The sequence below is a fragment of the Mycobacterium sp. H4Y genome (assembly GCF_000364405.1).
Classification (GTDB): Bacteria; Actinomycetota; Actinomycetes; order Mycobacteriales; family Mycobacteriaceae; genus Mycobacterium; species Mycobacterium intracellulare.
Genome location: NZ_AKIG01000001.1, coordinates 1,221,121 through 1,244,560, shown reverse-complemented (window position 1 = coordinate 1,244,560; position 23,440 = coordinate 1,221,121). Strand labels below are relative to the sequence as shown.

At 67.3% G+C, this 23,440-nt stretch carries 17 protein-coding genes; 4 read left to right on the top strand and 13 right to left on the bottom strand.

Going from position 1 to position 23,440, the window contains the following annotated elements:
• Positions 1-19: 19 nt before the first annotated feature.
• The 3 genes from W7U_RS05525 to htpG form a co-directional block, all read right to left on the bottom strand.
• Complete coding sequence (locus tag W7U_RS05525) at positions 20-1,039, bottom strand: TIGR03617 family F420-dependent LLM class oxidoreductase (protein ID WP_008255724.1); 1,020 nt, start codon at positions 1,037-1,039, stop codon at positions 20-22.
• Positions 1,040-1,081: 42 nt separating this feature from the next.
• The gene (locus W7U_RS05520) at positions 1,082-1,297 is read right to left on the bottom strand and encodes a hypothetical protein (protein WP_008255723.1); all 216 of its coding nucleotides are present in this window, start codon (positions 1,295-1,297) and stop codon (positions 1,082-1,084) included.
• Positions 1,298-1,366: 69 nt separating this feature from the next.
• The gene (htpG, locus tag W7U_RS05515; RefSeq protein WP_008255722.1) at positions 1,367-3,301 is read right to left on the bottom strand and encodes a molecular chaperone HtpG; all 1,935 of its coding nucleotides are present in this window, start codon (positions 3,299-3,301) and stop codon (positions 1,367-1,369) included.
• Positions 3,302-3,416: 115 nt separating this feature from the next.
• On the opposite strand from htpG, the gene W7U_RS05510 reads away from it, so the two are divergent.
• A complete protein-coding gene (locus W7U_RS05510) occupies positions 3,417-4,037 on the top strand; it encodes a TIGR03085 family metal-binding protein (RefSeq protein WP_008255721.1) in 621 nt (206 codons plus the stop codon).
• A gap of 69 nt (positions 4,038-4,106) precedes the next feature.
• On the opposite strand, the gene W7U_RS05505 is transcribed toward W7U_RS05510, so the two are convergent.
• From W7U_RS05505 to W7U_RS05490, 4 genes are all read right to left on the bottom strand, one after another.
• Positions 4,107-5,324, bottom strand: a complete 1,218-nt coding sequence (locus W7U_RS05505) for an IS30 family transposase (protein ID WP_020821705.1) — start codon at positions 5,322-5,324, stop codon at positions 4,107-4,109.
• A gap of 63 nt (positions 5,325-5,387) precedes the next feature.
• On the bottom strand, positions 5,388-6,929 hold the full coding sequence (locus W7U_RS05500) for an AMP-binding protein (RefSeq protein WP_008255718.1): 1,542 nt from the start codon (positions 6,927-6,929) through the stop codon (positions 5,388-5,390).
• A gap of 2 nt (positions 6,930-6,931) precedes the next feature.
• Entirely contained in the window at positions 6,932-7,774 is an 843-nt protein-coding gene (locus W7U_RS05495) for a thioesterase family protein (RefSeq protein WP_008255716.1), read from the bottom strand.
• A 100-nt stretch (positions 7,775-7,874) separates the two neighbouring features.
• Positions 7,875-8,588, bottom strand: a complete 714-nt coding sequence (locus W7U_RS05490) for a VIT family protein (RefSeq protein WP_008255713.1) — start codon at positions 8,586-8,588, stop codon at positions 7,875-7,877.
• Between the two features lie 203 nt (positions 8,589-8,791).
• On the opposite strand from W7U_RS05490, the gene W7U_RS26680 reads away from it, so the two are divergent.
• Positions 8,792-9,433, top strand: coding sequence for a chitin-binding protein (locus W7U_RS26680; protein WP_081490085.1), 642 nt, complete (start codon positions 8,792-8,794; stop codon positions 9,431-9,433).
• Between the two features lie 97 nt (positions 9,434-9,530).
• Here W7U_RS26680 and W7U_RS05480 read toward each other — a convergent pair whose 3' ends face one another.
• From W7U_RS05480 to W7U_RS05460, 6 genes are all read right to left on the bottom strand, one after another.
• Entirely contained in the window at positions 9,531-10,166 is a 636-nt protein-coding gene (locus W7U_RS05480; RefSeq protein ID WP_014711393.1) for a class I SAM-dependent methyltransferase, read from the bottom strand.
• Complete coding sequence (locus W7U_RS05475) at positions 10,163-11,095, bottom strand: class I SAM-dependent methyltransferase (protein WP_008255710.1); 933 nt, start codon at positions 11,093-11,095, stop codon at positions 10,163-10,165. The genes W7U_RS05480 and W7U_RS05475 overlap by 4 nt, the downstream gene beginning before the upstream one ends.
• A 120-nt stretch (positions 11,096-11,215) precedes the next feature.
• Positions 11,216-11,413: a hypothetical protein gene (locus W7U_RS26675; RefSeq protein WP_232518761.1), complete on the bottom strand. Its 198-nt coding sequence runs from the start codon at positions 11,411-11,413 to the stop codon at positions 11,216-11,218.
• A gap of 283 nt (positions 11,414-11,696) precedes the next feature.
• Entirely contained in the window at positions 11,697-12,128 is a 432-nt protein-coding gene (locus W7U_RS05470) for a nitroreductase/quinone reductase family protein (RefSeq protein ID WP_008255709.1), read from the bottom strand.
• An 87-nt stretch (positions 12,129-12,215) separates the two neighbouring features.
• On the bottom strand, positions 12,216-12,533 hold the full coding sequence (locus W7U_RS05465; protein WP_008255707.1) for an STAS domain-containing protein: 318 nt from the start codon (positions 12,531-12,533) through the stop codon (positions 12,216-12,218).
• A complete protein-coding gene (locus tag W7U_RS05460) occupies positions 12,533-15,103 on the bottom strand; it encodes a SpoIIE family protein phosphatase (protein WP_008255701.1) in 2,571 nt (856 codons plus the stop codon). The genes W7U_RS05465 and W7U_RS05460 overlap by 1 nt, the downstream gene beginning before the upstream one ends.
• 173 nt (positions 15,104-15,276) lie before the next feature.
• Between W7U_RS05460 and W7U_RS05455 the strand changes: the two genes are divergently transcribed.
• The gene (locus W7U_RS05455) at positions 15,277-22,713 is read left to right on the top strand and encodes a BTAD domain-containing putative transcriptional regulator (RefSeq protein WP_277813564.1); all 7,437 of its coding nucleotides are present in this window, start codon (positions 15,277-15,279) and stop codon (positions 22,711-22,713) included.
• Complete coding sequence (locus tag W7U_RS05450) at positions 22,710-23,399, top strand: Type 1 glutamine amidotransferase-like domain-containing protein (RefSeq protein ID WP_008255695.1); 690 nt, start codon at positions 22,710-22,712, stop codon at positions 23,397-23,399. The genes W7U_RS05455 and W7U_RS05450 overlap by 4 nt, the downstream gene beginning before the upstream one ends.
• The last annotated feature ends 41 nt before the right edge of the window (positions 23,400-23,440 follow it).

Here is a 23,440-nt window from a genome sequence, read left to right as displayed (position 1 = left end):
ATAGCCTTCTGCCGTAACGCTATTGGCGGTGCCGTATCCGCCGCGCCACCTCGCCGTAGCGCTCGAAGCGGTCCTGGTCGGCCACGGAGTTGTACATCACCAAACGCGTTGCCATGCCGGCGTATTTGTCGGTCAACGCGTCGGCCAGGCCGTCCCAGCTGGACTCGGTGGCGAAGACGGCGATGTGGTCGTCGCTGACCTGGGCGGCCATGCCGGCGAAGTCTCCGGCCTTTTGTTTCTCCCGGATCCGGGCGGTCGTGCCCTCGAAACCGGCCTCGTCCCAGATGAACGCGTAGTTGGGCGTGCTTCCGTAGAACGCCATGCTGGCGCGCACGACTTCGCGCTGCTTGTCGCGCTCCTCGTCGCTGTCACCGACGATCGTCATGACGGGCACGATGATCGCGAGGTCCGACACCGAACGCCCGGCCTTGGCCGCCCCTTCGGCGACCGTCGGCAGGACGTGGCGGGCCAGGTATCCCGGTTCGCCGATCGGGTGGACGTGCACCCCGTCGGCCACCTCGCCGGCCATCCGCAGCATCCACGGATTCACCGCCGCGATATCGACTTTCGGGTCGACAGCGCCGATGGGTCCCGGGCTCCACTGCGGGGTGATGAAGTCGAGATCGTAGAAGTCGCCGTGGTGGTCGAGCGTCCCGGAGCGAAAGGCCGCGAAACACGCCTTCACGGCGAGCAGGTAGTCGCGCAGCCGCGGCCCGGGCCGTTCGAAGGCCGTGCCGTAGCGCCGCACGACGTGGGTGCGCACCTGAGTTCCCAAACCCAGCCGGAACTTTCCCTCGGTCGCTTCCTGCAGTTCCCACGCCGCGGCGGCGGTGACGAAGGGGCTGCGCGGGAACGCCACCGCGACACCCGTGGACAGCTCGAGACCGGGCGCGGCCTGCGACGCGACCGCGGCGTTCAGGTAGGCGGTGCGGCCCGTCTCGGTGAACAACAAACCGGAGAAGCCGGCGGATTGGGTCCGGCGGGCAAGTTCGCCGATTTGAGCGAGCGGCTGGGGCGTCGTCATCGCGTCGACATGCATGGTGGGAGCCTACGTGGCCGGCCGCGCGCGACGATCGTTGATTCAGCGCTTCGTCGGCCGTCGGCTCACCGGGGCGGTAAAGCCTTCGGTGTCATCGAAGAAGGCCCACTGCCCGTCGTCGTTGACCTCCATGCGCCAGCCCAGCTCGGTGTTGCCGCCGACCGAGTGGACGAACCATGCGTGCGCGGCCTCGGCGTTGGCGAAATTCTTCGTCGCGACCACCCGCCCGTGAGGGTCGATGACGCGGAACTCAGCCATGGGACCTAATTATCCCCACCCGCGGCGTTTCAATCCGAAAAACTTCGGCATCCGGCGCCCAAGCCCGGCCTACACCGTGCGGGCCAACCGATCGGCCAGCATCTCGGCAAACCGCGCCGGATCGTCGAGCGCGCCGCCCTCGGCGAGAAGCGCTGTGCCGTAGAGCAATTCGGCGGTCTCAGCGATGGACGGGTCGTCGCTGCGGTCCTGGTGTGCCTGGCGAAGGCCCGTGACCAGCGGGTGGTTCGGATTGAGCTCGAGGATCCGCTTGCCCACCGGGATGTCCTGCCCCGAGGCGCGGTAGAGGCGCGCGAGCGCGGGCGTGATCCCGAACGCGTCGGTGATCAGGCAGGCGGGCGAGTCGGTGAGCCGAGTGGAGAGCCGAACCTCCTTGACGTGATCGGCGAGGGTGTCCTTCATCCAGGCGAGCAAATCGGCGAATTCCTTCTGCTGCTCTTCGCGCTCGGCCTCGCTCTCGTCGCCCTCGGCGCTCAGGTCCACCTCGCCCTTGGCGATCGACTGCAGCGGCTTGCCGTCGAATTCGGTCACCGTTCCCACCCAGACCTCGTCGACCGGGTCGGTGAGCAGCAGCACCTCGTAGCCCTTGGCTTTGAACGCCTCGAGGTGCGGCGACTTCAGGATCTGCTGACGCGTCTCCCCCGTGGCGTAGAAGATCTGCGTCTGGCCGTCCTTCATGCGCTCCACGTACTGGGCGAGCGTGGTGGCTTCCTCCTCGCTGTGCGTCGAGGCGAACGAGGAGATCTGCAGCAGCGTCTCCTGGTTGTCGAAGTCCGACAGCAGACCTTCCTTGACGACGCGGCCGAATTGGGTCCAGAAGGTCCGATAGTCGTCGGGGCGCTCGGACTGCAGATCCTTGATGGTGGACAGGACCTTCTTCGTCAACCGTCGCCGGATGGCTTTGATCTGCCGATCCTGTTGCAGGATCTCGCGAGAAACGTTGAGCGACATGTCCTGCGCGTCGACCACACCCTTGACGAAGCGCAGGTATTCGGGCATGAGCTGATCGCAGTCGCCCATGATGAACACGCGCTTGACGTAGAGCTGGATGCCGGTCTGGGCGTCGCGGTTGAACAGATCGAACGGCGCGTGCGACGGAATGAACAGCAGCGCCTGGTATTCGAAGGTGCCTTCGGCCTTCATCGCGATGACCTCGAGCGGGTCGTCCCAGGCGTGCGCGATGTGCTTGTAGAACTCCTTGTATTCCTCCTCGGAGACCTCGTCTTTGGGCCTGGCCCACAGGGCCTTCATCGAGTTGAGGGTCTCGGTCTCGATGGTGACGGTCTCCTCGCCGCCCTCCTCGCTGGCCGGTTCCCGGCGCTCGACCTGCATGCGGATGGGCCAGGCGATGAAGTCGGAGTACTTCTTGACCAGACCCCGGAGCTTGAACTCCGAGGTGTAGTCGTGCAGCTCGTCCTCGGCGTCTTCGGGCTTGAGGTGCAGGATGACCGACGTCCCCTGCGGCGCATCGTCGATCGATTCGATCGTGTACGTGCCCTCGCCGCTCGATTCCCATTTAGTGGCGTCGCTCTCGCCGGCCTTACGGGTCAGCAGTTCGACCTTGTCGGCCACCATGAAGCTCGAATAGAAGCCGATGCCGAACTGGCCGATGAGTTCCTCCGACGCGGCCTCGTTCTTGGCGTTCTTGGCCTCGCGGAGTTGCTGGCGCAGCTCGGCGGTGCCCGACTTGGCCAGCGTCCCGATCAGGTCGACCACTTCGGCGCGGGTCATGCCGATGCCGTTGTCGCGGATGGTCAGGGTGCGCGCCTGGTGGTCGACGTCGATCTCGATGTGCAGGTCGGAGGTGTCGACGTCGAGGTCCTTGTTGCGGAACGCTTCGAGCCGCAGCTTGTCCAACGCGTCGGAGGCGTTGGAGATCAGCTCCCGCAGGAACGAGTCCTTGTTGGAGTAGACGGAGTGGACCATCAGATCCAGCAGTTGCCGAGCCTCTGCCTGAAACTCCAACTGCTCGACGCGCGCGTTCATGACTTCTCCTATATCTCCTTTCCAGGGCCGGACGGTCTCAAATTTACCGAGCCGCCGGCCGTCGGTGTGTGGTGGACCCGTCCTCTTCGGGGGTGACCGGCTCTACGCTGAACCCATGTCTGTTGCTCAACGCGAACGCGCCGCCCTGGTGGACACCATGCGCGAGGTCGGTCCGGACGCTCCCACCCTGTGCGAGGGCTGGACGACGCGGGACCTGGCCGCCCACCTGGTGATCCGGGAGTATCGGCCCGACGCCGCCCCGGGCATCCTGATCCCGTTCTTCGCCTCCCACACCGCCAAGGTGCAAAACCAGGTGAGCGAGCGAAACGAGTGGGACGAGCTGGTCGGCAAGGTCGCCGCCGGCCCGCCGGTCTACTCCCCGCTCAAGCTGCTCGACCCGGTCGCCAACGTCGCCGAGATGTTCATCCATCACGAGGACGTGCGCCGCGCGCAGCCGGGCTGGCAGCCGCGCGCGCTGGAGCCCGCGCTGAGCACGATGCTGCGCCGCACCCTGCCGCTGATGGCCCGGATGACGCTCGCCAAGGTGCCCGCCCGGGTGGCGCTGCGCACCCCGGAGGGCAAGACGTTGCTCACCGCCGGTCAGGGTCCGGCGGTCACGGTGACCGGCGCGCCCGCCGAGCTGTTGCTGTTCTCCGTCGGGCGCGCGGCGCAGGTCGAGTTCGACGGCGACGCCGCGGCCGTGCAGGCGGTTCGCGACGCGCCCAAGGGGTTATAGCATCGCGCCGCGGGCGTAACGCCACGGCGAAAAATTCAGCCTCAAAGTCAAGTGGCTAATGCATTTTTGTTAGGCGGCTTGGTCGAGGAGGGCGGCCAGGCGTTGGGCGGGGGTGTCGAGGTCAAGGGTTGGGCGCGGTCGTCGGTTGAGGGTGTCTTGGATGCGTTTGAGGTCTGCTGGGGTGTAACCGCTGAGGTCGCTGCCCTTTTCGAACCAGAAGCGCAGGAGGCGGTTGGTGTTTTCGTTGGTGCCGCGTTGCCAGGGCGAGTGCGGATTGCAGAAATAGACCGGGGTGTTGAGTTGCAGGTGAATGTCGCGCCAGCGGGCCATTTCGCTGCCACGGTCCCAGGTGATTGATCGACGAAGGTGTTCGGGTAACTGGCGCATCGCTTCGATCATCGCGCCGGCCACCGTCTCGGCGGTGTGATCGCCGGGCAAATGCAGCAGCATCGTAAAGCGGGTGGACCGCTCGACCAGGGTGCCGATGGCGCTGTTGGGGCCGACGATCAGATCACCTTCCCAGTGGCCGGGCACCGCGCGGTCGGCGGCCTCGGCGGGCCGGTCGCTGATGGTGAACACATCGTGGAATTTCCCCCGCCGTTCGGTGTGGTCCCGGGATTTGCGGGCCGCGCGTTTCGTCGACAAACGCTTACTCAGGTCGGCGCGCAGTTGACCACGAGTTTGGACGTAGAGGCACTGGTAGATGGTTTCGTGGCTCACCCGTGCCAGCCTGTCATCGGGGTGATCGCGCGCCAAGACATCGGCGATCAGTTTGGGACTCCATCCCTGATCCATCCAGTCCTCTATGGCCTCGCATAGCGCGCGGTCTTGGAGTTTGAATGCTTTGGGACGCTTGGCTTTCTTGGCGGCGCGGGCATGGGCAAGACCAGCGTGGTAATCCCCGTCGGGATTGCGATTGCGTTTGAGCTCACGGGAGATGACGCTGGCGTCGCGGTCGAGCTCGTCGGCGATCTCGACCTGGGTGAGGCCCTTGTCCAGACCCCGCATAATCACCAGGCGTTCATCGAAACTGAGCCGGTGTCCCCGCGCGCCCGGCCGGGTCAGATCACCTGGTTCGGCAAGGCCGGTATCAGAGCCCGTACCACTTCGTAATTGCATTGATCCAGCGTCATGCCACCAGCTCCATCCGGTCTGGATCGACACACCGACCTGACGGCCGGCTTCACGCAATGATTCCCCTGCACACACCCGATCAAAGAACTCTCGCCGCATCGAACGCGGATAAGCAACTGACACCTGCAACCTCCTCAAACGTGGAAATTGCATTGACCGTATGAATCTGCCCAGCGGAATCTCGCCGTGGCGTTACACGTGCGCGAATAGGGAAGGTCAGCCAAACGCCGCGCGCAGGTCCTTTTTGATCACCTTGCCGAATTGATTGCGCGGGAGCGCGTCGACGACCACGAGATGTTCGGGGTGCTTGTAACGGCTCAGCCCCCGCGATTGGCAGTGTTGCACAAGAGATTCCAGCGTCACACCGTCGGCGGTGGCGGGCACCACGACGGCGCAGACGCGTTCGCCGGTGCGCGGGTCGGGGATCCCGATGACGGCGACGTCGGCGACGGCGGGATGGGTCGCGAGCGCATTCTCGATCTCGAGGGCGGAGATGTTCTCCGCGTTGCGGATGATCGCGTCTTTGGTGCGACCGGTGACGCGGACGTTGCCGTTCGCATCGATCAGGCCGAGATCGCCTGTGCGCAGCCACCCGTCGTTGTCGAAAGCCTCGGCGTCCAGCGAAGGATCGGCGTAACCGAGGAAACATTGGGGGCCCTTGAGTCGCAGCTCCCCCTCCTGGCCGGCGCCCAGTTCGACCTCGTAGTTGTCGACCACGCGAACCTTGACCCCGGGCACCGGCGGGCCGACGGTGTGGTCGAGCACCTCCGGCGGGGCGGTCAGGGGCGGCGAAGTCGCACACGGAAACTCGGTCATCCCCCACGCGTTGGCGATCCCGGCGATGCCGAAGGTCTCCCGGACCTGCCGTCCGAGTTCGGCGGTGATGGGCGCGCCTCCCGCCAGGCCACCCCGCACGGACGGAAACAACGGCCGATCACCGTGGGCGCGTTGGGCTTCCAGGAACGCCACGAAGAACGGGGTGGCGGTGCCCAGGAACGTCGGGTTGTGGGCGGCGATGGCCAGCGGCGTCGTCGCGGGGTCGAACGACGCGAACAGCGCCAGCCGCATGCCGGTCAGCAGGGCCGTCGCCAGCATCGCCGCCCCGCCGATGTGAGCGATCGGGAAGGCGATGGGGTCCACGTCGCTGCTCGTGGCCCCGACCATGCCCACCACCCCCGCCGAGCCGGCGATGACCGAGGTATCGGTGTGGCGGATCCCTTTGGGGTCCGCGGTGGTCCCGGAGGAGTAGTAGACCCAGCGGGCGTCGTCGGCCGATCGTGGGGGCGCGGGCAGGGAGCCGTGGTGGGCGCCGGGCAGCCGCAGCTCGCCGGACGGAGGCGTTTCCAGGTCGAGGGTGATGACCTCAAAACCCTTGTCCCGCGCCAACTCGCGGGCCAGGCCGCCATGGTCGAAGCCACGCCAAACGTCCGGTGCCACAAGGAATTCGGTGTTCAACTGGCCGGTGATGAAGCCGACTTCGCTCTCGCGCAGCAACGGGATGATCGGGTTTTGCACCGCACCGAGCCGGGCCAGCGCGGACATCACCACCAGGGTTTCCAGCGTGGTGGGCAGCTGCCAGGACACCACGGTTCCCGCGCGGACACCCCGTTCGGCGAAGGCGGCGGCGGTGGCGCACGCGGCGTCGCGGAGCTGGCGTGCGGTCAGGCTGCGACCGTGCTCGTCGGCGAGGAGCGGCCGGTCCGATCCACGTTGCGCCGCATCGGCAATCAACGCCCAGAACGTGCCGGCGCCAGCCAACGTCAGCGCACCGTCGGGTCGGTGGGGGGCGGGCGAAATCCCGAGTGCGCGACGGCGACCGACACACCGGTGCCGATCGGGCCCTTCTCGTCGACGAGTACCGCGGAGCCGCTGGCCACCCCGTCGTGGCTGTGGTGCGTGAGGGAGGCCAGCCCGATCTGCGGTCCCTCGGGCAGCCGGGTCAGCGTCAGCGTGTAGTCGACGTTGATGAATTCCAGGGAGTTGGTGCCCCAGTTGGCGATCGAGGCCGTGATGTCGCCCGCCATCGCGGCGCGGGTGAAGGCGGACAGCGGTTCGTCGTCGATCAACGGGCGGTTCTCGTGCAACCAGGTGTATTTCGGGCCGTCGGTCTGGGGCCAATCCGGCTCGGGGTTCTGCACCTCCGAGCCCCAGCCGTAGGTGCGCATGAAAAGCGTCGGGGAAGTCTCACCCAGCGGCATCGGCGGCATCTGTACCGGCGGTGACCAGATGTGTCCGTCGGGCTGGGGACCGCGCCGCACGAACAGCGCGCTGGCCTGTGCCACGGGGGCGCCGTCCTGGATGATGACGGCCTCGACCAGCCGCAAACGCCGCCGGTCCTGGCGCACCTCGGTGTGCACCTCGAGCGGTTTGAGCGCGGTCGGCCGGGGCAGGTCGACGGTGAGCCGGGCCGGTTGCAGGTGCGCGTCCGGCGCGGCCCGCTCGACCGCCCACGCCAAGAGTCCGCCGACGACGTGGCCGCTGAGCGATGGGCCCCAGCCGCCGCGCGCGATTTGTGTTGGTACGAAATGCTTTTCGTCGCGCACGAAATACGGCGCCGGTTCCGCCCATTGGGCTTCATCCGGAACGAAATTGGGCTCGGCCACTGCATGACCCTTCGTGTGAGGGGATCGCGGAACCCTGCTGAGATCCGCAACCGTGAATGTTACAGTTACGCTTCCAGTCGCTGGATGCGCACCGTGCCGGTCAGTCGATGGCGGCGCCCACCAGGTGACCGATCACGTAGGTGACCGTCAGTGCGAGGCTGCCCCCGATGGCGTTGCGCAGCACCGCGCGAAGCTTCGGCGCCCCGCCCAGGCCGGCCGAGACCGCTCCGGTGACCACCAGCGCCATCAGCACCGCCACCATGGTGACGGGGATCCGCCACGTGGTCGGCGGGGCCAGAATGGCGATCAACGGCAGCAGGGCGCCGATCGCGAAGGACAGGGCCGACGACGATGCCGCCTGCCACGGATTCGTCAGCTCCTCGGGATTGATGCCGAGTTCGACCTCGGCATGGGCCAGCAACGGATTCTGATCGGTGAGTTCCTCTGCCACGGTGCGCGCAGTGGCGGCCGTCAGGCCTTTCGCTTCATAGAGTTCGGCGAGCTCGTCCAGTTCGGCGGCCGGATCGTCGCGCAATTCGCGACGCTCCTGGCGCAGCAACGCCCTTTCCGTGTCGCGTTGGGTGCTGACGGATACGTATTCGCCGAGCGCCATCGACACCGCTCCGGCGACCAGCGCGGCGCTTCCGGCGGTCAAGATCGGCGCTCGCAGGGTCGTTGCCGCCGCAACCCCGACGACGATGCCCGCGGTGGAGACGATCCCGTCGTTGGCGCCCAGCACGCCCGCCCGCAGCCAATTCAGCTTCGAGGACACCGATCCGACATGCGGTTCGGCCGGATGTGACGTAGTCGACACGGCGGCAACGATATAGAGGAAAACCCTGGCCGACTAGCCAACCTAGCCTTGCCAAACCGGTGCGTTTCGATGGCCCGCCCAAGCATTGCATGGGCCAGACACAGCTAGTCCATAGGGAAGCTATCTAGCGTCTGGGTTGTGTCAGGGGGAGGTTCCGAGCACATCCCTAGTTGAAGAAGTCCCTAGTGGATAGGTGAAGCATCATGAAGTTGAAGCAGCTTGTCGGAGGGGTGACCGTGGCCGGCGCGCTGAGCGCTGCGGCCCTGGGAATGGGCGCCGGGTTTGCCAACGCCGCGCCGGGCGGTCCGCCGCCCGGTCCCGGTGGTCATGGCGCACCGCAGCCCGGGGGCTTCCACGCCCCCACCGGGCCCAATGATCCCGGCGGACCCGGTGGTCCTGGCGGTCCTGGCGGTCCCGGTGGTCCTGGTGGTCCGCCCGGGGGTCCGGGTGGACCCAGTCATCCCGGTGGGCCTGGCGGGCCGGGTGGACCCGGTGGCCCCGGTCCCGATCACCCCGGCGGGCCTGGTGGGCCGGGTGGTCCCGGCGGCCCCGGTCCCGGTCACCCGGGTGGACCCGGTGGTCCGGGCGGACCCGGTGGCCCGGGTGGCCCGTGGCACGGCGATGACCAGCGCGGCTACTTTCATGGCGCCCCGTGGGGCGACGGGCCCGGTCCGTGGGGTGCGGGCGCGCCGCCGCGGCCGGCGTGGGACCGACCGCTCCCCCCGCCCGGCGGTCACTGGGTTTACGGCCCGATCGACTACTGGGGCTACCAGGAAACGCCGTACTGGAACCCTCGTTTCAACCAGTGGGGATTCGACTTCTTCGGGGTCTGGATTCCGCTGTAAAGATCGCTGAACGCAATGCCCGCCTCGCCGATCGGCGAGGCGGGCATCGTCGTTTAATGCGTTGGCGGCGAATGCTTTCCGCGGTTCGACGCGAGTTTCAGCGTTTGGTGCCGACGGTCAACAGGTCGGACACGAGGCGGGTCCAGACCGGCCGCGGGATCCGGTGCTGATCGCTGATCACGAACCCGGCGTCTTCGAACAGCGCCCGCATCTCGGGCGCCGACGTGTTGTGTTGCGGCTTCCACCGGTTCTGCGCGGAAGACTGCAGCCGCGGTTGCCGCGTGCTCAGGGCCGACACGGCCACCAGTCCGCCGGGCGCGAGCACGCGATGGAATTCGCGCAGCGCCGCGGGCTGATCGAAGAAGTGGAACGCCGAGGTCGTCACGACCGCGTCGAGCGCACCGTCGTCGAAGGGAAGCTGTTCGGCCGGGCCGCGCAACCACTGCACCCGATCCGATTTGGCCCGGGCCTGGTTGAGCATGCCGTCGGACATGTCGACGCCATAGATCTCGTCGGGATTCAGTTCACGCTGGATCCGGTCACTGAGAATCCCTGTGCCGCAGGCGATATCAGCGATCTTTCGCGCCCCGTGGTTGCGCAGCTGCGCGATCACCTCGTTGTGCGGCGGCCGGTATACCCACTGTTGCAGGAACGGCAGGTCGTAGGCCGGCGCGAGGAAGGTCCACATCCGGGTGACGGCTTCGTTGAGCCCGCGACGCTGCGGTGCGGTCACTTGGCCAGCACCGAGCTGAAGTAGACGGTGTCGGCCACCGAGACCGAGTCGTTGGTCTGCGGGATCGAGTCCAGGCCGAAGTCCGCCAGCAGCTGACTCATCTGGACGCCGACCGAGCGCCAGCCCAGGTTGTCGAGGTACGCGGCGACGTCGCTGCGCTCGCCCTGGTAGCCGAGATCGCCGAATTCCAGGTCGAAGCCGTGCTCACGCCATTTCGCGGTGGCCCTGCGCATCATCTCCTGAGCTTTCTCGGTGTCTACCTCGGACATGTCCGGAATAGCTTCGCACGCCAGCCGGCTGCCGTCGGCGCTGAGTGCGGTGATGTTGTCCAGGAGGCGGTCCTGCGCCTCGGGCGGCAGATAACCGAAGAGCCCTTCCGCGATCCATGCCGTGGGCCGGCTCTTGTCGAAGCCCGCGTCCGCCAATGCTTTTGGCCAATCGTTGCGCAGATCGACGGGGACCGTGCGCAGCTCGGCCTGCGGGGCGGCGCCCAACTCTGCCAGCGTGGCGGCCTTGAATTCGATCACCTGCGGCTGATCGATCTCGAACACCGTCATGTCGGCCGGCCAGGCCAACCGGTAGGCGCGTGCGTCCAGGCCGGACGCCAAAATCACCGCCTGCCGGATCCCGGCCTGCGTCGCGGCCTGAAAGAACGAGTCGAAGAAGCGGGTGCGGGCGGCCATCGCGGCGGGCATGTGTTCGAGCTTCCAGCCGGATTCGTGGTCGTCGACATCGGCGGCGACCAGGTCGCCGGAGACCCAGCGCGTGAAGAAGTCCACACCGACGGCACGGACCAGGGGCTCGGCGAATCGGTCCTCGATCAGCGGCTTGTCGGCGTTGGTCGCGATCGCCCGGGCGGCCGCCACCATCGTGGCGGTCGCGCCCACACTGGTCGCGAGGTCCCAGGTGTCGTTGTCTGTGCGTGGCATGCGGCTGTTGTCCCCCTCGGAATCGGATTACTTAGCCAGTATAACGACCGGCGGGCGGGTGGAGTTCCCGCGCGCCGACCATCCGGCGATGTCGCCGATTCCAGGCGGGCGTTGCCGCAGCTAAGCGGGCCTTTTAGTGCGCTCCTGGGTGGCCGGGCGCCCCGGGTCCACCGGGCCCACCCGGTCCACCTGGCCCACCCGGTCCACCGGGCCCACCGGGGCCTCCGGGCCCACCAGGACCGCCGGGCCCGCCCGGTCCACCGGGCCCCCCGGGGCCTCCCGGGCCATTTGCGGCCGGAAGCAAGAACACGCACTCATTCAGCTCGACGCTCCAGCCCCAGCCCGGGGCGCATTCACCGTCGGCGCGGGCGATCGCGGACGTCCCGAGCACCGTCACCGGCAACCCCGCCAGCGCGAGGGCGAACACGCCGATCAGGGAGCGCCGCAGATACCGTCTCATCGCCGACCTCACTTTGTCCTTGGGGCAGGGCGCGCGGCGTTGGCCGTCGCATCAGGCCGGACCCGCGCACATCATTGTGCGGCAATCGACGCGTTAGCGTGCCGAATCGGCGGACCTGAATGTTGTTGGCGGCTCGCGCCTTCAGTCGGTCATCAATTCGAAGACCGGGATGACGCGATCGGTGCGTTGCTGGTATTCGCCGAAGCCGGGAGCGCGCTCGACGATCACGGGATAGATCAAATCCCTTTCCTCGCGCGGCAATTCGCGCGCGGTCACCGACTTGGGAGCGTCGGAGCCGATCTCGACGGTCAATTCGGGGACGGCGCGAATGTTGTGCACCCACGCGGGATGGTTGTCCCGGCCGGCCGCCGAGCCGACGATATAGATTTTGCCGTCGATGTCGAAGTAGGCGACCGGGTTGACGCGTTGGGCGCCGCTGCGCGCACCCTCTGACGTCAGCAACAACAGCGGGAAGCCCTCGAACTGTCCGCCGACCTTGCCACCATTGCGGCGAAACTCTTCGATGTTGTGCTCGTTGAAGTCCCGTTCCGAGCTCAGCGCGTCCTCACCCATTGCGCCATCGTGGCACGCAGGAGGCACATGGGCCAGTCATAACAGGTTATATGTTGCGCCGCAAGGATATTCAACACCGAGAAAGTGTTAGCGCTTCTCGGTCGGCGGCGCGGGGACGATGGCGGTGAGCTCGGTCAGGCCGCTGACCTTAAGGACGGGCATCAGGATCGGGTGCGCAACCAGCTCAATGCGGTCGGCGTGGGCGGCCAGGGCATTGATGGCGGCGCTGTCGAGGTACTCCACGGCGCTGAGATCGACAAGCACCGCCCCGTCGCTGCCGGTGGCGGCGGTGGACAGGGCCAGGGTGAAGGCGTCGACATTGGTCAGGTCGATTTCCCCCGATGCGACCAGCACGAGTTTCCCGTCGCGCCCGCGCGCGGTGTCGAGCGTGAGCGGCGTGGTCATCAGGTGATCCGCGCCGATAGGTGAACGGTGGTTCCGTCGTGCGCCGGTCGGATGTCGACGTCGTGCATCAGGCTTCGCATCAGCGGGATGCCCCGGCCGCGACGATGATGGGAGGCCGGCTGCGGAGCCTTCCACGAACCGGTGTCCGTGATCGTCAACTTCACCTCATCGCCCACCGCGACCGCGCCGAGCCGAATGAGGCCCTCCGGTCTGTGCCGGTGGCCGTGCTCGATCGCGTTGGCGACCGCTTCCCCGGCGGCAACCAGCACGTTCAAGGCCTCCTCGGGGCCCACCCGGACGCGGGCCAACCACTTACGCAAGGCGTTGCGGGTGGGCGCGAGCTGGCTGACATCGGCGGGGAAGTTCAGCTCCAACGGCGCCGGATGACGGTAGAGCAACAGGACGACGTCGTCCTGGTACCCGCCCGGCGGCGCGACGCGCGTCATGACCTGGTTGGCCAGATCTTCCAGTCCCAGCGTTCGGGCGTCCTGCGCGACGTCTGCGACGCGAAATATGCCCCGATCCAGTGGACTGCGGCGACGCTCGACCAGCCCGTCGGTGTAGAGCAGCAGGGTCGTGCGCGCCGGTATGGTCACGCGGGCCTCCGGGCGCGACCAGTCCCCCCGTATTCCCAAAGCAATGGTGTGGCCGTCGTCGAGCAATTGGGTGCTGCCGTCGCCGTGCACCAGGATGGGCGGCGGGTGCCCGGCGCTGGAGTAGACCAGTTCACCGGTGTCGGGGGTCAGGACCGCGCACACCGCGGTGGTGCATTGCGCGCCGGGCAGCCGCGCGGCGAAGCGATCCAACCCCGCGAGAGCTGCAGCGGGGCTTGGGTTTTCGAACAATAGCGCACGACAGGCGCTGCGCACCTGACCCATCACCGCGGCAGCGGCGAGGCCATGGCCGACGCAGTCGCCGACAACCAACGCGATGCGCCCGTCCTCGAGGTCGACGATGTCGTACCAATCGCCGCCCACTTGCAACGGCCTTGTGGCGGCCTGATAGCGCACCGCGAATCCGCTGGGCAGATCGGCCGGGCCGAGGATCGCGTGCTGCAGGGCCAGAGCGGTTTCGCGCTGCTGGTCGACTTGGTGCACCCGCTGCAGACCCTGGCCGAGGCGGCCGGCCAGCACGGTGAGCAAGGTCTGGTCCTCCAGGGTGAACGGGCGTTGCTCGGCCAGGTCGATCCAGACGACGAGCACGCCCTCGGGGTGCTGCAGCGCGATGCCCGCCGTCCCCGGCTGCGTCGTCGTCGGGGTGAGTAAGTCGCCGTCCCGCAACGAGCTGAGCGCCCCTTGGGTGTCGGACGGCAGGTCGGCCCACTGCGCAGGCTCGCCCACCGACACCACCTGCGGCGCGCCGAAGGCCGTCTCCGTAGACGAGCCGTACGCCGGAAAGGTGACGGCCAGGACCCGGCGCGCCCGCCACAGCCGGCGCAGCTCTTCGGCGGCGGTGTGGACCGCTTCCTCGACCGTATCGGCTTGGGCCAGTTCCTGATTGAGCGCGTGTTCGCGGCCCGCCGCCAGCGCCAACGCGATCGCGGCGTGCCGGGCGAAGTCGCTGACGAGGTCGAGGTAGTCGTTGCCGAACGGGGGCTGGCGCGGGTCGCGCGCGACGGCGATGACACCGAGCACCGCGCCGTCCGCGATGAGCGGGATGACTATCGCCGGGCGTTCACCGACATCGGTGAAGCCCTCGATCGGGTATTGGAAGGAATCGGTGATCAGCGGCAGACCGCGTCGCGCCACACCGCCCGTGGTCGAGCCCTCCATCGGGACCTGCCGACCGATCACTTCCGACGAATAGCGGCCCGCCGTTGCGGCCACCACCAGCGTGTCGGCCTCGTCGGCGACCGAGTCCGGCTCCCGGGGCACCAGCAAGATCGCCTGCTCGGCGCCGGCCAACTCCAGCGCCCGGTTCACGATGAGCTGCAGCGGCCCCGTCTGCGGGTCGCCGGACAGCAGCGCGGTCGTGATCTCACGACTGGCCGTCGTCCATTTCGCCGTTTCACGCTCGCGCTCGAAAAGTCGTGCGTTGTCGATGGCGGCGGCGGCCGCCGTGGCCATCGCTCGTACGGCACCCTCTTGCGAGTCGGTGAAGACGCGCCCGGGCCGGTCGTCGGCCAGGTAGAGGTTGCCGAAGTTGGCCGCCCGCACGGTGATCGGGATTCCCAGAAACGCCCGCAACGGTGGGTCCTGTGCGGGCAGCCCGGCGGTCTGCGGATCGGCGCTCAGATCGTCGACGCGCAGCCCGTCGCCGACCGGGAGGTCGCCGAGCCGTCGCGCTGCGTCGCCGTCGATGCCCGCGTGCACGAAGGACACGAGGCTGCCGTCGGGGGCGCGGATGCCCAGGGCGGCGTAGCGGGCGCCGGTCAGCTCCATCGCCGCTTTGAGGACCCGGTGCAGCGTCACGTCCAGGTCCAGATCGGAGCCCAGTTCGACGATGACCTGCACCAGTTGTTCCATCTGGTCGCGCGCCGCCACCAGCTCGTCGAGCTGGTCGTGCATCTGGCCCACCAGTTCGCGCCGGCCCTGCCAGGTGAAGGCGGAGTCACTCCGGTCGCTGTCCATAGGCACCAAGGTAGTGCGTGGGGTTGCCGGCGCGCGGGCGCAGCGGCCTTTACTGAATCTTGACCGGGTATTGAATTGCCCCGCCGACGATAGGCAAGGTGAGTACCCTTTTAGCGGTGGAACTGGGGGTTTTAGGCCCTCTCCAGGTCCGGCGAGGCGGAGCGGCCGTCGGTATCCCGGGCGCGAAACCTCGCGCCATCCTCACCATGCTCGGACTGCACGACGGTTCCGTCGTGCCGGCCGACACGCTCGTCGAGTTGCTGTGGGGCGAGGATCCGCCGCGCACCGCCGACAAAGCCCTGCAGACCCACATCTCCGCGCTGCGCCGCACGCTCGGTGACGGCTTCGTCCTGACACAGGGCGCGGGTTGGGTCCTCGCCGACAGCGAGGTCGATGCCTCGCGGTACAAGACGGCCACCCGCCTGGGACGCGCTGCCGCCGCCGCCGGCGACACGAGCCAAGCGGTGGCCCGGTTCGACGAGGCCCTCGCCCTATGGCGCGGAATCCCCGAACTTCCCGATGGCCGGCGCGGCACGTCCGAAAAAACGCGGTGGATGGAGGGCCACGCCGCGCTGGTGGAGGATCGAGCCGACGCGTTGCTGGCGACGGGCCGCGCCGCGGAAGTCATCGGCGATCTGGAGGCCGCGATTGCCGATGCTCCGCTGCGCGAAAGGCGGTGGGGCCAGCTGATGCTCGCCCTCTACCGCGCCGGCCGGCAAGGCGAAGCCCTCGGCGCGTACCAACGCGCGAGGGCGCTGCTTGCCGACGAGCTCGGCGTCGATCCCGGACCGGAACTTCGCCGGCTCGAGGCCCTGATCGTCGCGCAGGACTCCTCCCTGGACATTGCTGTGGCACAACATGTTCCGTCGGTGACCCGCGCGGTGACGTTCCTTCTCACCGATATCGAGGGGTCGACGGCCGCCTGGGAGGCGGAGGCCGGGGCCATGGCGGCGGCCCTCGCCCGACACGACGAGCTGATCGAACACGTGGTCACGTCGCGTGGCGGTCGGCTGATCAAGACGCGCGGCGAGGGCGATGCCACCTTCTCGGTTTTCGAACGGCCGTCTGCGGCGGCCTCGGCAGCGGTCGAGTTGCAGGACGCGATCGCGCATGAACCCTGGGCGCTGCGGCAACCCATCCGCGTCCGGGTGGCGCTGCATACCGGCGAGGTCGAGCTTCGCGACGGCGACTACTTCGGCCGGGCCGTCAACCGGGTCGCGCGGCTGCGGTCGCTGGCCGAGGGTGGCCAGATCCTGTGCTCGGGCGCGACCGCCGAGCTCGTCATCGACTCGCTCGCCGACGACGTGGTGCTCACCGACCTGGGGATGCGCCAGTTGCGGAATCTCGCACGGCCCGAGCACGTTTTCGAGTTGCGACTGGAAACCGCTGAGCAGCGTCCGCAGCCGGCGGCGGCCGAAACCCCGATGGAGCGCCCCGGACTTCCGGCGGTGCTCGTCGGCCCCGGGCCGTTCGTCGGGCGGGGCCGCGAACTCGAAGGCCTGCTGTCGGCGTGGCAGGGCGCACTGACGGGGGGCGTGCGCACGGTGCTGATCGCCGGCGAACCCGGCGTCGGCAAGACCCGCCTGGCCGGTGAGTGGTCGCAGCGGGCCTATGAAATGGGCGCGGTCGTGCTGTACGGCCGGTGCGACGAGGACCTCGGAGCGCCCTATCAACCGTTCGCGGAAGCGCTGCGTGCGCTCGTGCCGTGTATGGGCGCTGAGCGGCTGCGGGGACTGCGTGGCGTCGAAGCGTTGCTGCCGCTCGCGCCCGGGCTGGCCGATGTGGTGCCCGACCTCGCTCCCCCGGCGCACGCGGATCCCGACACCGAGCGATACGCACTCTTCGATGCCGCCGTTGCCCTGCTCGAAATCGCCTCCGCGAGCGCACCGGTGCTCTTGATCCTCGACGACCTGCACTGGGCGGCCAAGCCGACGCTGCTCCTGCTGCGGCACCTGCTGCGCTTCGGCGACCACGCCCGCGTGCAGATCGTCGGCACCTACCGCAGCACCGACCTCGACCGCTCCCACCCCTTGGCGGCGATGCTCGCCGACCTGCACCGCGACGGCACGGCCAACCGGCTCAACCTCGGCGGCCTCGACGAGGACGACGTGACCACCTACGTCGCCGAAGCCGGCTACGACGACGAGGAACTCGCGCACGCGCTGGCGTCGGTCACCGGCGGTAACCCCTTCTTCCTCATCGAGGCCTTGCGCCACGTCGATGAGAGCGGCGGCGTGTGGGATCAGAGCACCCTGCCGCAGGGTGTACGAGAAGCGGTGAGCCGCAGGCTTTCCCGGCTACCGACCGAGACGAACAAAGCCCTCGCCACGGCGGCGGTTGTCGGCAGCCGGTTCGCCCTGGAGCTGGTCGAGCAGGTGGTCGGCGAGGACCTCGTCGACGAGTTCGACGAAGCGCGCCGGGCGGGCATCGTCATCGAAGAACCCGGTGGCAACTACCGGTTCAACCACGCGATTGTCCGGCAATCGCTGCTCGCCGAGCTGGCGTCGGTGCGGCGCATGCGATTACACCAGCGCATCGCCGCAACGCTCGAGACGCTGCCCGGCGCCGACGACGAGTTGCTCGCCGAGCTTGCTCACCACTATTTCGAATGCGCCTGGGCCGGAAACGCCGCCAAGGCGGTTTTCTATTGTCGGCGCGCGGCCGACCAGGCGATGTCACGTCTCGCCTACGAGGGCGCGGCCGACCTGTACCACCGCGCCCTGCACGCGCTGGAAGAACTTGACGACGAGCTGCCCGACCGCGACGACCAGACCGCCGAGCTGTTGGTCGCGCGCTGCGAGGCCTTGTTGGCCGCCGGCGATGTGTCCTCGGCCGCGGGTGCGGTCTCCCAATTGCGGGCGGCGACAGTCGATTCGGCCCGGCTCGCGGCGTGGGCGACTTGCTTCGACGGGCAGCTGTCGATGCTGATCCACCCCGAACGGTTGGACGAGGTCGAAGCCGCGTTGGCCGCGGCCGCCGCCAAACTCGCCGAACAAGACGACGCCGCCGGAGAAGCCACGGCGCACACCGTCCGCGCTGGGTGCCTCGCCCGTCTCGGGCGGATCGCCGACTGCGAGGGCGCCCTCGACGACGCGCTGAACGCGGCGCGTCGCGCGCGCGAACACCGCCGCGTGAACGCGGTTTTGGCGGGTGCTCCCCTCGCGGCGCTGTGGGGCCCCAACCCGGTGCCCCGTGCGGGCGGGCGGTGCCTCGACGTGGTGCGGCTGCTGCGGATCACGACCGACTCCCCCGCCGTCGAAGCCACCTCGACACGATGCCAGGCCGTGTTGGAGGCCTTTCGCGGCCGCGCCGCGGCGGCCCGTCGGATGATCGACTCGGCCCGGCGCACGGTGAGCGAGCTCGGCTTGCGTCATGCGCTGCTGGAAGTTGAGCAGTTCGCCGGGATCGTCGAGCTCATCGTCGACGATCCGGCCGCCGCCGAGCCGCATTTGCGGAAGGCCTGCAACGGCTTTCGTCGCATGGGCCTGGACGCGGACACCGCCGAGACCGCCGCGTTGTTGGGCCGCGCATGCCTTGCGCTCGGGCGCGATGACGAGGCGGACGAATTGTGTTCGGAGAGCGAGCGTCTCGCCGGGCACGCGCTGAAGGCATCGATCGCGTGGCGCACCCTGCGTGCGCATTTGCTGGCGCGCGGCGGTGATCACGCTGCGGCTAGGCAGGTTGCCGAGGCGGCTGTCACTTTGGCGGAACGCACAGACGCGCTGGTTGACCACGGCGACGCCTGCCTGACGTTGGCGACGGTTTTGGGGGGCGCCGGCGACGTCGTGGCGGCGCGCGAGGCCGCCGAACAAGCGGTCGAGCTGTACGAACGCAAAGGCGCTGCGGCGCTTGCGGAGAGGGCGCGCGTGATCCTCGGCGAGACTGCCGTTGCACCCACCCCGCCTCCATCCGAGGCGCCAAGGGCCGAATTAGACAACGCATGCGTGCGAGCGGGCGAAAACGTGGTGGCCGCCATAAATCGTGAGGCTTGGGACGAGTTCGAGCGGCTATTCGCGCCAGATGGATTCATCGAGAGCCGCCGCAAGATTGTCGGCTTTGGACAGATCGACGTCCCACCGGGCGAGTTTCCACGTGTGAACAGGCGTGTTTTGGAGACAGTTCCTATGCGGCTCACCCAAACGGTTATCGCCGTGCGAGGCGAGCGTCTAGCGCTCGCCCGATTGGTGATAGGCGCGGAGGACGTCGGCCCCGGGGCACCGCAGGACGAATTCCTCCTGCTTTATGGCATTGATGAAGACGGCCAGATCTCCCTGCAAGTGTGGTTCGACCTCGAAGACGTGGACGCCGCACTCGCCGAACTCGATGCCGTTCGGTTCGGAGCGGAAGGTCCGAACCTGCGAAGTCTGAAGAACTCGGCAACCCGCGTGTACGAACGCTTCTGGTCGTACTTCGCCGCCCGCGATTGGAACGCCCTGGCAGCCACCGTCTCCGAAGACTTATCCGGCGCCGATCATCGACGGGTCGTGAATGCCGGGGACCGAGGTAGCCGAGAATCCGTGATCGAGGATCTGCAGGTGGCCGCCGACCTCGGGTTCACGATAGGGATGGCCGACGTCGTAGCGATCCGGGGTGAGCGCCTCGCCCTCACACGGGTGCGTGCGTCCGGTCGCGACCCGGAGACGATTCAAAACGATGCCTTCAATCTCGTCGAGATCGACGCCGACGAGCGAATCACGTCGATCGTCGTCTACGACCTGGACGACTTCGACAGTGCCATAGGCGAACTCGATGCTCGATATCTCGCCGGCGAGGCGGCCGCCCAGGCGCACACATGGGAGGTAATCGCGGAGGCCTACGCGGCGCTCAACCGACGCGAAGTCCCCGCCACGACACCGGATTTCGCAAGCATCGACCACCGACGGGGGACGGCGTTCGCGCCTGGTGACCTGATCGCATATGTCCGCGCTGCCTGGGATCTCGGACAAGACGGCAGCACCTACATCGAGGCTGTACATCGGCTAAACAACATCGGCGCGGTCGTCGCCCACGTGACGAACGGAAACTTCCAAGAGGGCTTCGACGCCGAGTGGCGGGAAGTCTTCCTTCTCACGATCGAAGGCGGCCTGCTCAGCCGCTGCGAGCTATTTGGCGAGGGAGACCTCGACACCGCGCTCGCGAGATTCGAGGAGCTCGGGCGGCCTACAACAAGGTTGGAAAACGCGGCGAGCCGCGCGGGCGAGCGTTACCTAGCGCAATTCGCGGCTCACGACTGGGACGCTATGGCGGAGACGCTTTCCGAAGACTTTTCCAACGACGATCGACGTCGTGTGGTAGGCGCTGGAATCCAGCACGGTCGAGACGCCCAGATCGCGCATATGCGGACAGTTGCCGACCTGTGGACCACGAAGGTGATGCCGACGACCATAGCGACTCGCGGGAGGCGCCTTGCCCTCATGCGTCTCCGCTTCTCGGGGCGCGATCAAGGGCCCGAAACATTTCTCACCGAGGTACTCGGAGTGCTCGAGATCGACTCTGACGAGAGAATCGCCGCAGTCGTCTTCTTCGAAGTCGACGACTTTGACGTCGCGATAGCCGAACTCGACGCTCGCTACCTCGCCGGAGAAGCCGCTCCTTACGCGCGCGCGTGGCAGGTCATCACGCGAGGCTATGCCGCCGCCAACAGAAACGAAGTTCCCGGCATGACACCGGATTCGGTGTTCGTGGACCATCGAGCGGCCTTAACGACCGAACGGGAGGACCTGACGGGATACCTTCCCGCCCTGTGGGACCTCACGCCAGACGTCAGAGTCTACGTCGAAGCGGTGCATCGGCTGAATGAGCTGGGAGCGGTCATGACCCATACCGCGCGCGGCACTTCGCAGGAGGGCTTTGATGCCGAGTGGCGGACAGTCATCGTTGGCGTAACCGACGGCGATCTCTACCGCCGCGTCGAGGTCTTCGACGAGCCCGACCTCGACGCCGCGAATGCGAGGTTCGAAGAACTCAGCCGGCCGACAACCGAGCTCGTGAATGCGGCTGCCCGAGTGGCCGAGAAATTTCTAGCGCACTATGCGGTCCGCGACTGGAAGGCGATGGCAGAATTGCTCGCCGAGGACGTTTTCTCAGACGACCGTCGTCGAGTCGTGAATGCCGGGGTCCGGCGTGGTCGCGATGCTGAACTGGCGAATTGGCGTGCTACTAGTGAAGTCTGGAGCACTCACGTGGCGTCGACCGTCGCTATCCGCGGAGAACGCCTCGCGCTTTTTCGCAACGCCTTCACAAACCACGACAAGGCCTCTACGGCGTATTCCGCTGCGGCGTTCGCCGTTGTCGAGATCAACGACAACAACCGAGTTGCGGGTTACGTCGTATTCGACGCGGACGAACTCGACGCGGCCATCGCCGAACTCGATGCGCGGTACCTCGCGGGGGAGGCCTCCACCCACTCCCACACCTGGACGCTGGTGACGGACGCCTTTGTGGCGCTGAACCAGCGGAAAATCCCTGCGACGACATCAGATTGGGTAAACATTGATCACCGACGACTGGTGCCGATCGGCACGGGTGATCTGGCGGCATATCTCTCCGTCGCGTGGGAACTTTCGCCGCAGTCCTACCTCTACGTTGCCGCCGTGCACCGCCTGAGCAGCCTTGGCGCGGTGATCACTCATGTCGCGGCTGGGACTTCGCCCGAAGGGCTCGACGCCGAGTGGCAGGTAATCGACGTCATGACTTTCGAAGGCGATCGGATCAACCGCTGTGAGCTTTTCGACGAGTCCGACCTAGACACCGCGCTCGCCAGGTTCGATGAGCTGCACGGCCAGACGCGGAAGCTGGAAAACGCGGCAAGCCGCGCAGAACACCGACTCTTTGATCGCTCGAGCACCCACGATTGGGCGGCGATAGCCGAAATCTTGGCGCCGGACAGTTTCGTCGACGATCGACGTCGAGTGGTGAATGTCGGCTTCTGGGACGGTCGCGATGCCGTGATGGCAAAAATGCGAGCACTGGCCGAGGGCCTTGCGCAGGTGTCCTTGACGGTGATCGCGACTCGTGGAAAGCGCCTCTCGCTCGCCCGCGTCCGCTCGTTCAATCCCGACTCCCGGCGGGAGGGATTTGCGGTAGAGCTGCTGGGAATCGCCGAAATTGACACCGACGGGCGGATCGCCGCCCACGTCTTTTTCGACGCCGACGATATCGATGCTGCCTTCGAGGAACTCGATGCGCGCTACCTCGCCGGCGAAGCGGCCGCGTACGCGCACACTTGGTCGGTGACTTCAAGGGCTAACGCCAAATTCAATCGTCACGAGCTTCCCGCGACGACGCCGGATCCGGTTTACATCGATCATCGATCGCTCGTATCGATCGAGGGGGTTGATCTGGCCACATCCGTCGGTGCCCTGTGGGACCTCACTTCGGATACCAGCGCCTACATCGAAGCCGTGCATCAGCTCACCGAAGACGGAACCGTCACTACTCAAGTGCTGAAAATGACCTCGCAAGATGGATTTGACGCGGAATTGCGGTTGACCTACGTGATCGTGGTCGAGGGAAACCTGCTTAGCCGCGTCGAAGTCTTCGAGGGGTCAGATCTCGAGGTGGCCCTTGCGCACTTCGATCAGGTTACTTGCAGAGACCAGCCGAAGTGACAGCGCCACAACGCCAACCGCTCTACCTGCTAGCGGATAGTCAGCTGCTGTTCTGGAAGCGCGACGGCCGCCCGCTACTGGAAACGGCGCTCGACGGATTGGCTCGAGACAAACCGTTGAGCGCCGCCTACATCGGGGCCTCCAATGGCGACCGGCCGGAGTTCTACGAAATCTTCGAGGCGGCCGTGGACGCCGTCGGGATCACCGACCGTCGCATGATCCATTCGTCGTTCGGCCGGGCCGACCGCGCCTTCCTCGAAGGCGCCCAGGTGATCGTCCTCGCAGGCGGCGATGTCCGCCTCGGCTGGAACACCTTCGAGAAAACCGGCATGAAGGAGACGATCCTGAACCGCTACGCCAAAGGCACTGTCCTCGTGGGTATTTCGGCCGGCGCGGTCCAGCTCGGACGCTATGGAATCCTCGAGCTCCCAGGCACCGAACTGCTCGACGTGTTCGGCCTCGTCCCCATGGTGATCGACGTGCACGACGAACGCGGCGAGTGGGCGCGGCTGACGCAGACAATCCAATCGCTGCACGGAGAAGCGACCGGGCTCGGCATCCCCACGGGCGGCGGAGTCGTCGTCCACGCGGACACCAGCATCGAGCCCCTGCGCCATCCCGCGCACATAGTCGCTTACGACGGCACCGCCGTCACGCACTCACTATCGCGACCGACGGGAACCTGACGTTCCTTGACGGCCACCCAGCCCACCTGTAATCGTCGGCG

Excerpts from the sequence above, each read along its gene's own strand:
- W7U_RS05470 (WP_008255709.1), bottom strand. The coding sequence starts at position 12,128 with ATGGGTGAGGACGCGCTGAGCTCGGAACGGGACTTCAACGAGCACAAC.
- W7U_RS26680 (WP_081490085.1), top strand. The coding sequence starts at position 8,792 with ATGAAGTTGAAGCAGCTTGTCGGAGGGGTGACCGTGGCCGGCGCGCTG.
- W7U_RS05465 (WP_008255707.1), bottom strand. The coding sequence starts at position 12,533 with ATGACCACGCCGCTCACGCTCGACACCGCGCGCGGGCGCGACGGGAAA.
- htpG (WP_008255722.1), bottom strand. The coding sequence starts at position 3,301 with ATGAACGCGCGCGTCGAGCAGTTGGAGTTTCAGGCAGAGGCTCGGCAA.
- W7U_RS05460 (WP_008255701.1), bottom strand. The coding sequence starts at position 15,103 with ATGGACAGCGACCGGAGTGACTCCGCCTTCACCTGGCAGGGCCGGCGC.
- W7U_RS05520 (WP_008255723.1), bottom strand. The coding sequence starts at position 1,297 with ATGGCTGAGTTCCGCGTCATCGACCCTCACGGGCGGGTGGTCGCGACG.
- W7U_RS05475 (WP_008255710.1), bottom strand. The coding sequence starts at position 11,095 with ATGCCACGCACAGACAACGACACCTGGGACCTCGCGACCAGTGTGGGC.
- W7U_RS05525 (WP_008255724.1), bottom strand. The coding sequence starts at position 1,039 with ATGCATGTCGACGCGATGACGACGCCCCAGCCGCTCGCTCAAATCGGC.
- W7U_RS05505 (WP_020821705.1), bottom strand. The coding sequence starts at position 5,324 with ATGCAATTTCCACGTTTGAGGAGGTTGCAGGTGTCAGTTGCTTATCCG.
- W7U_RS26675 (WP_232518761.1), bottom strand. The coding sequence starts at position 11,413 with ATGAGTGCGTGTTCTTGCTTCCGGCCGCAAATGGCCCGGGAGGCCCCG.
- W7U_RS05510 (WP_008255721.1), top strand. The coding sequence starts at position 3,417 with ATGTCTGTTGCTCAACGCGAACGCGCCGCCCTGGTGGACACCATGCGC.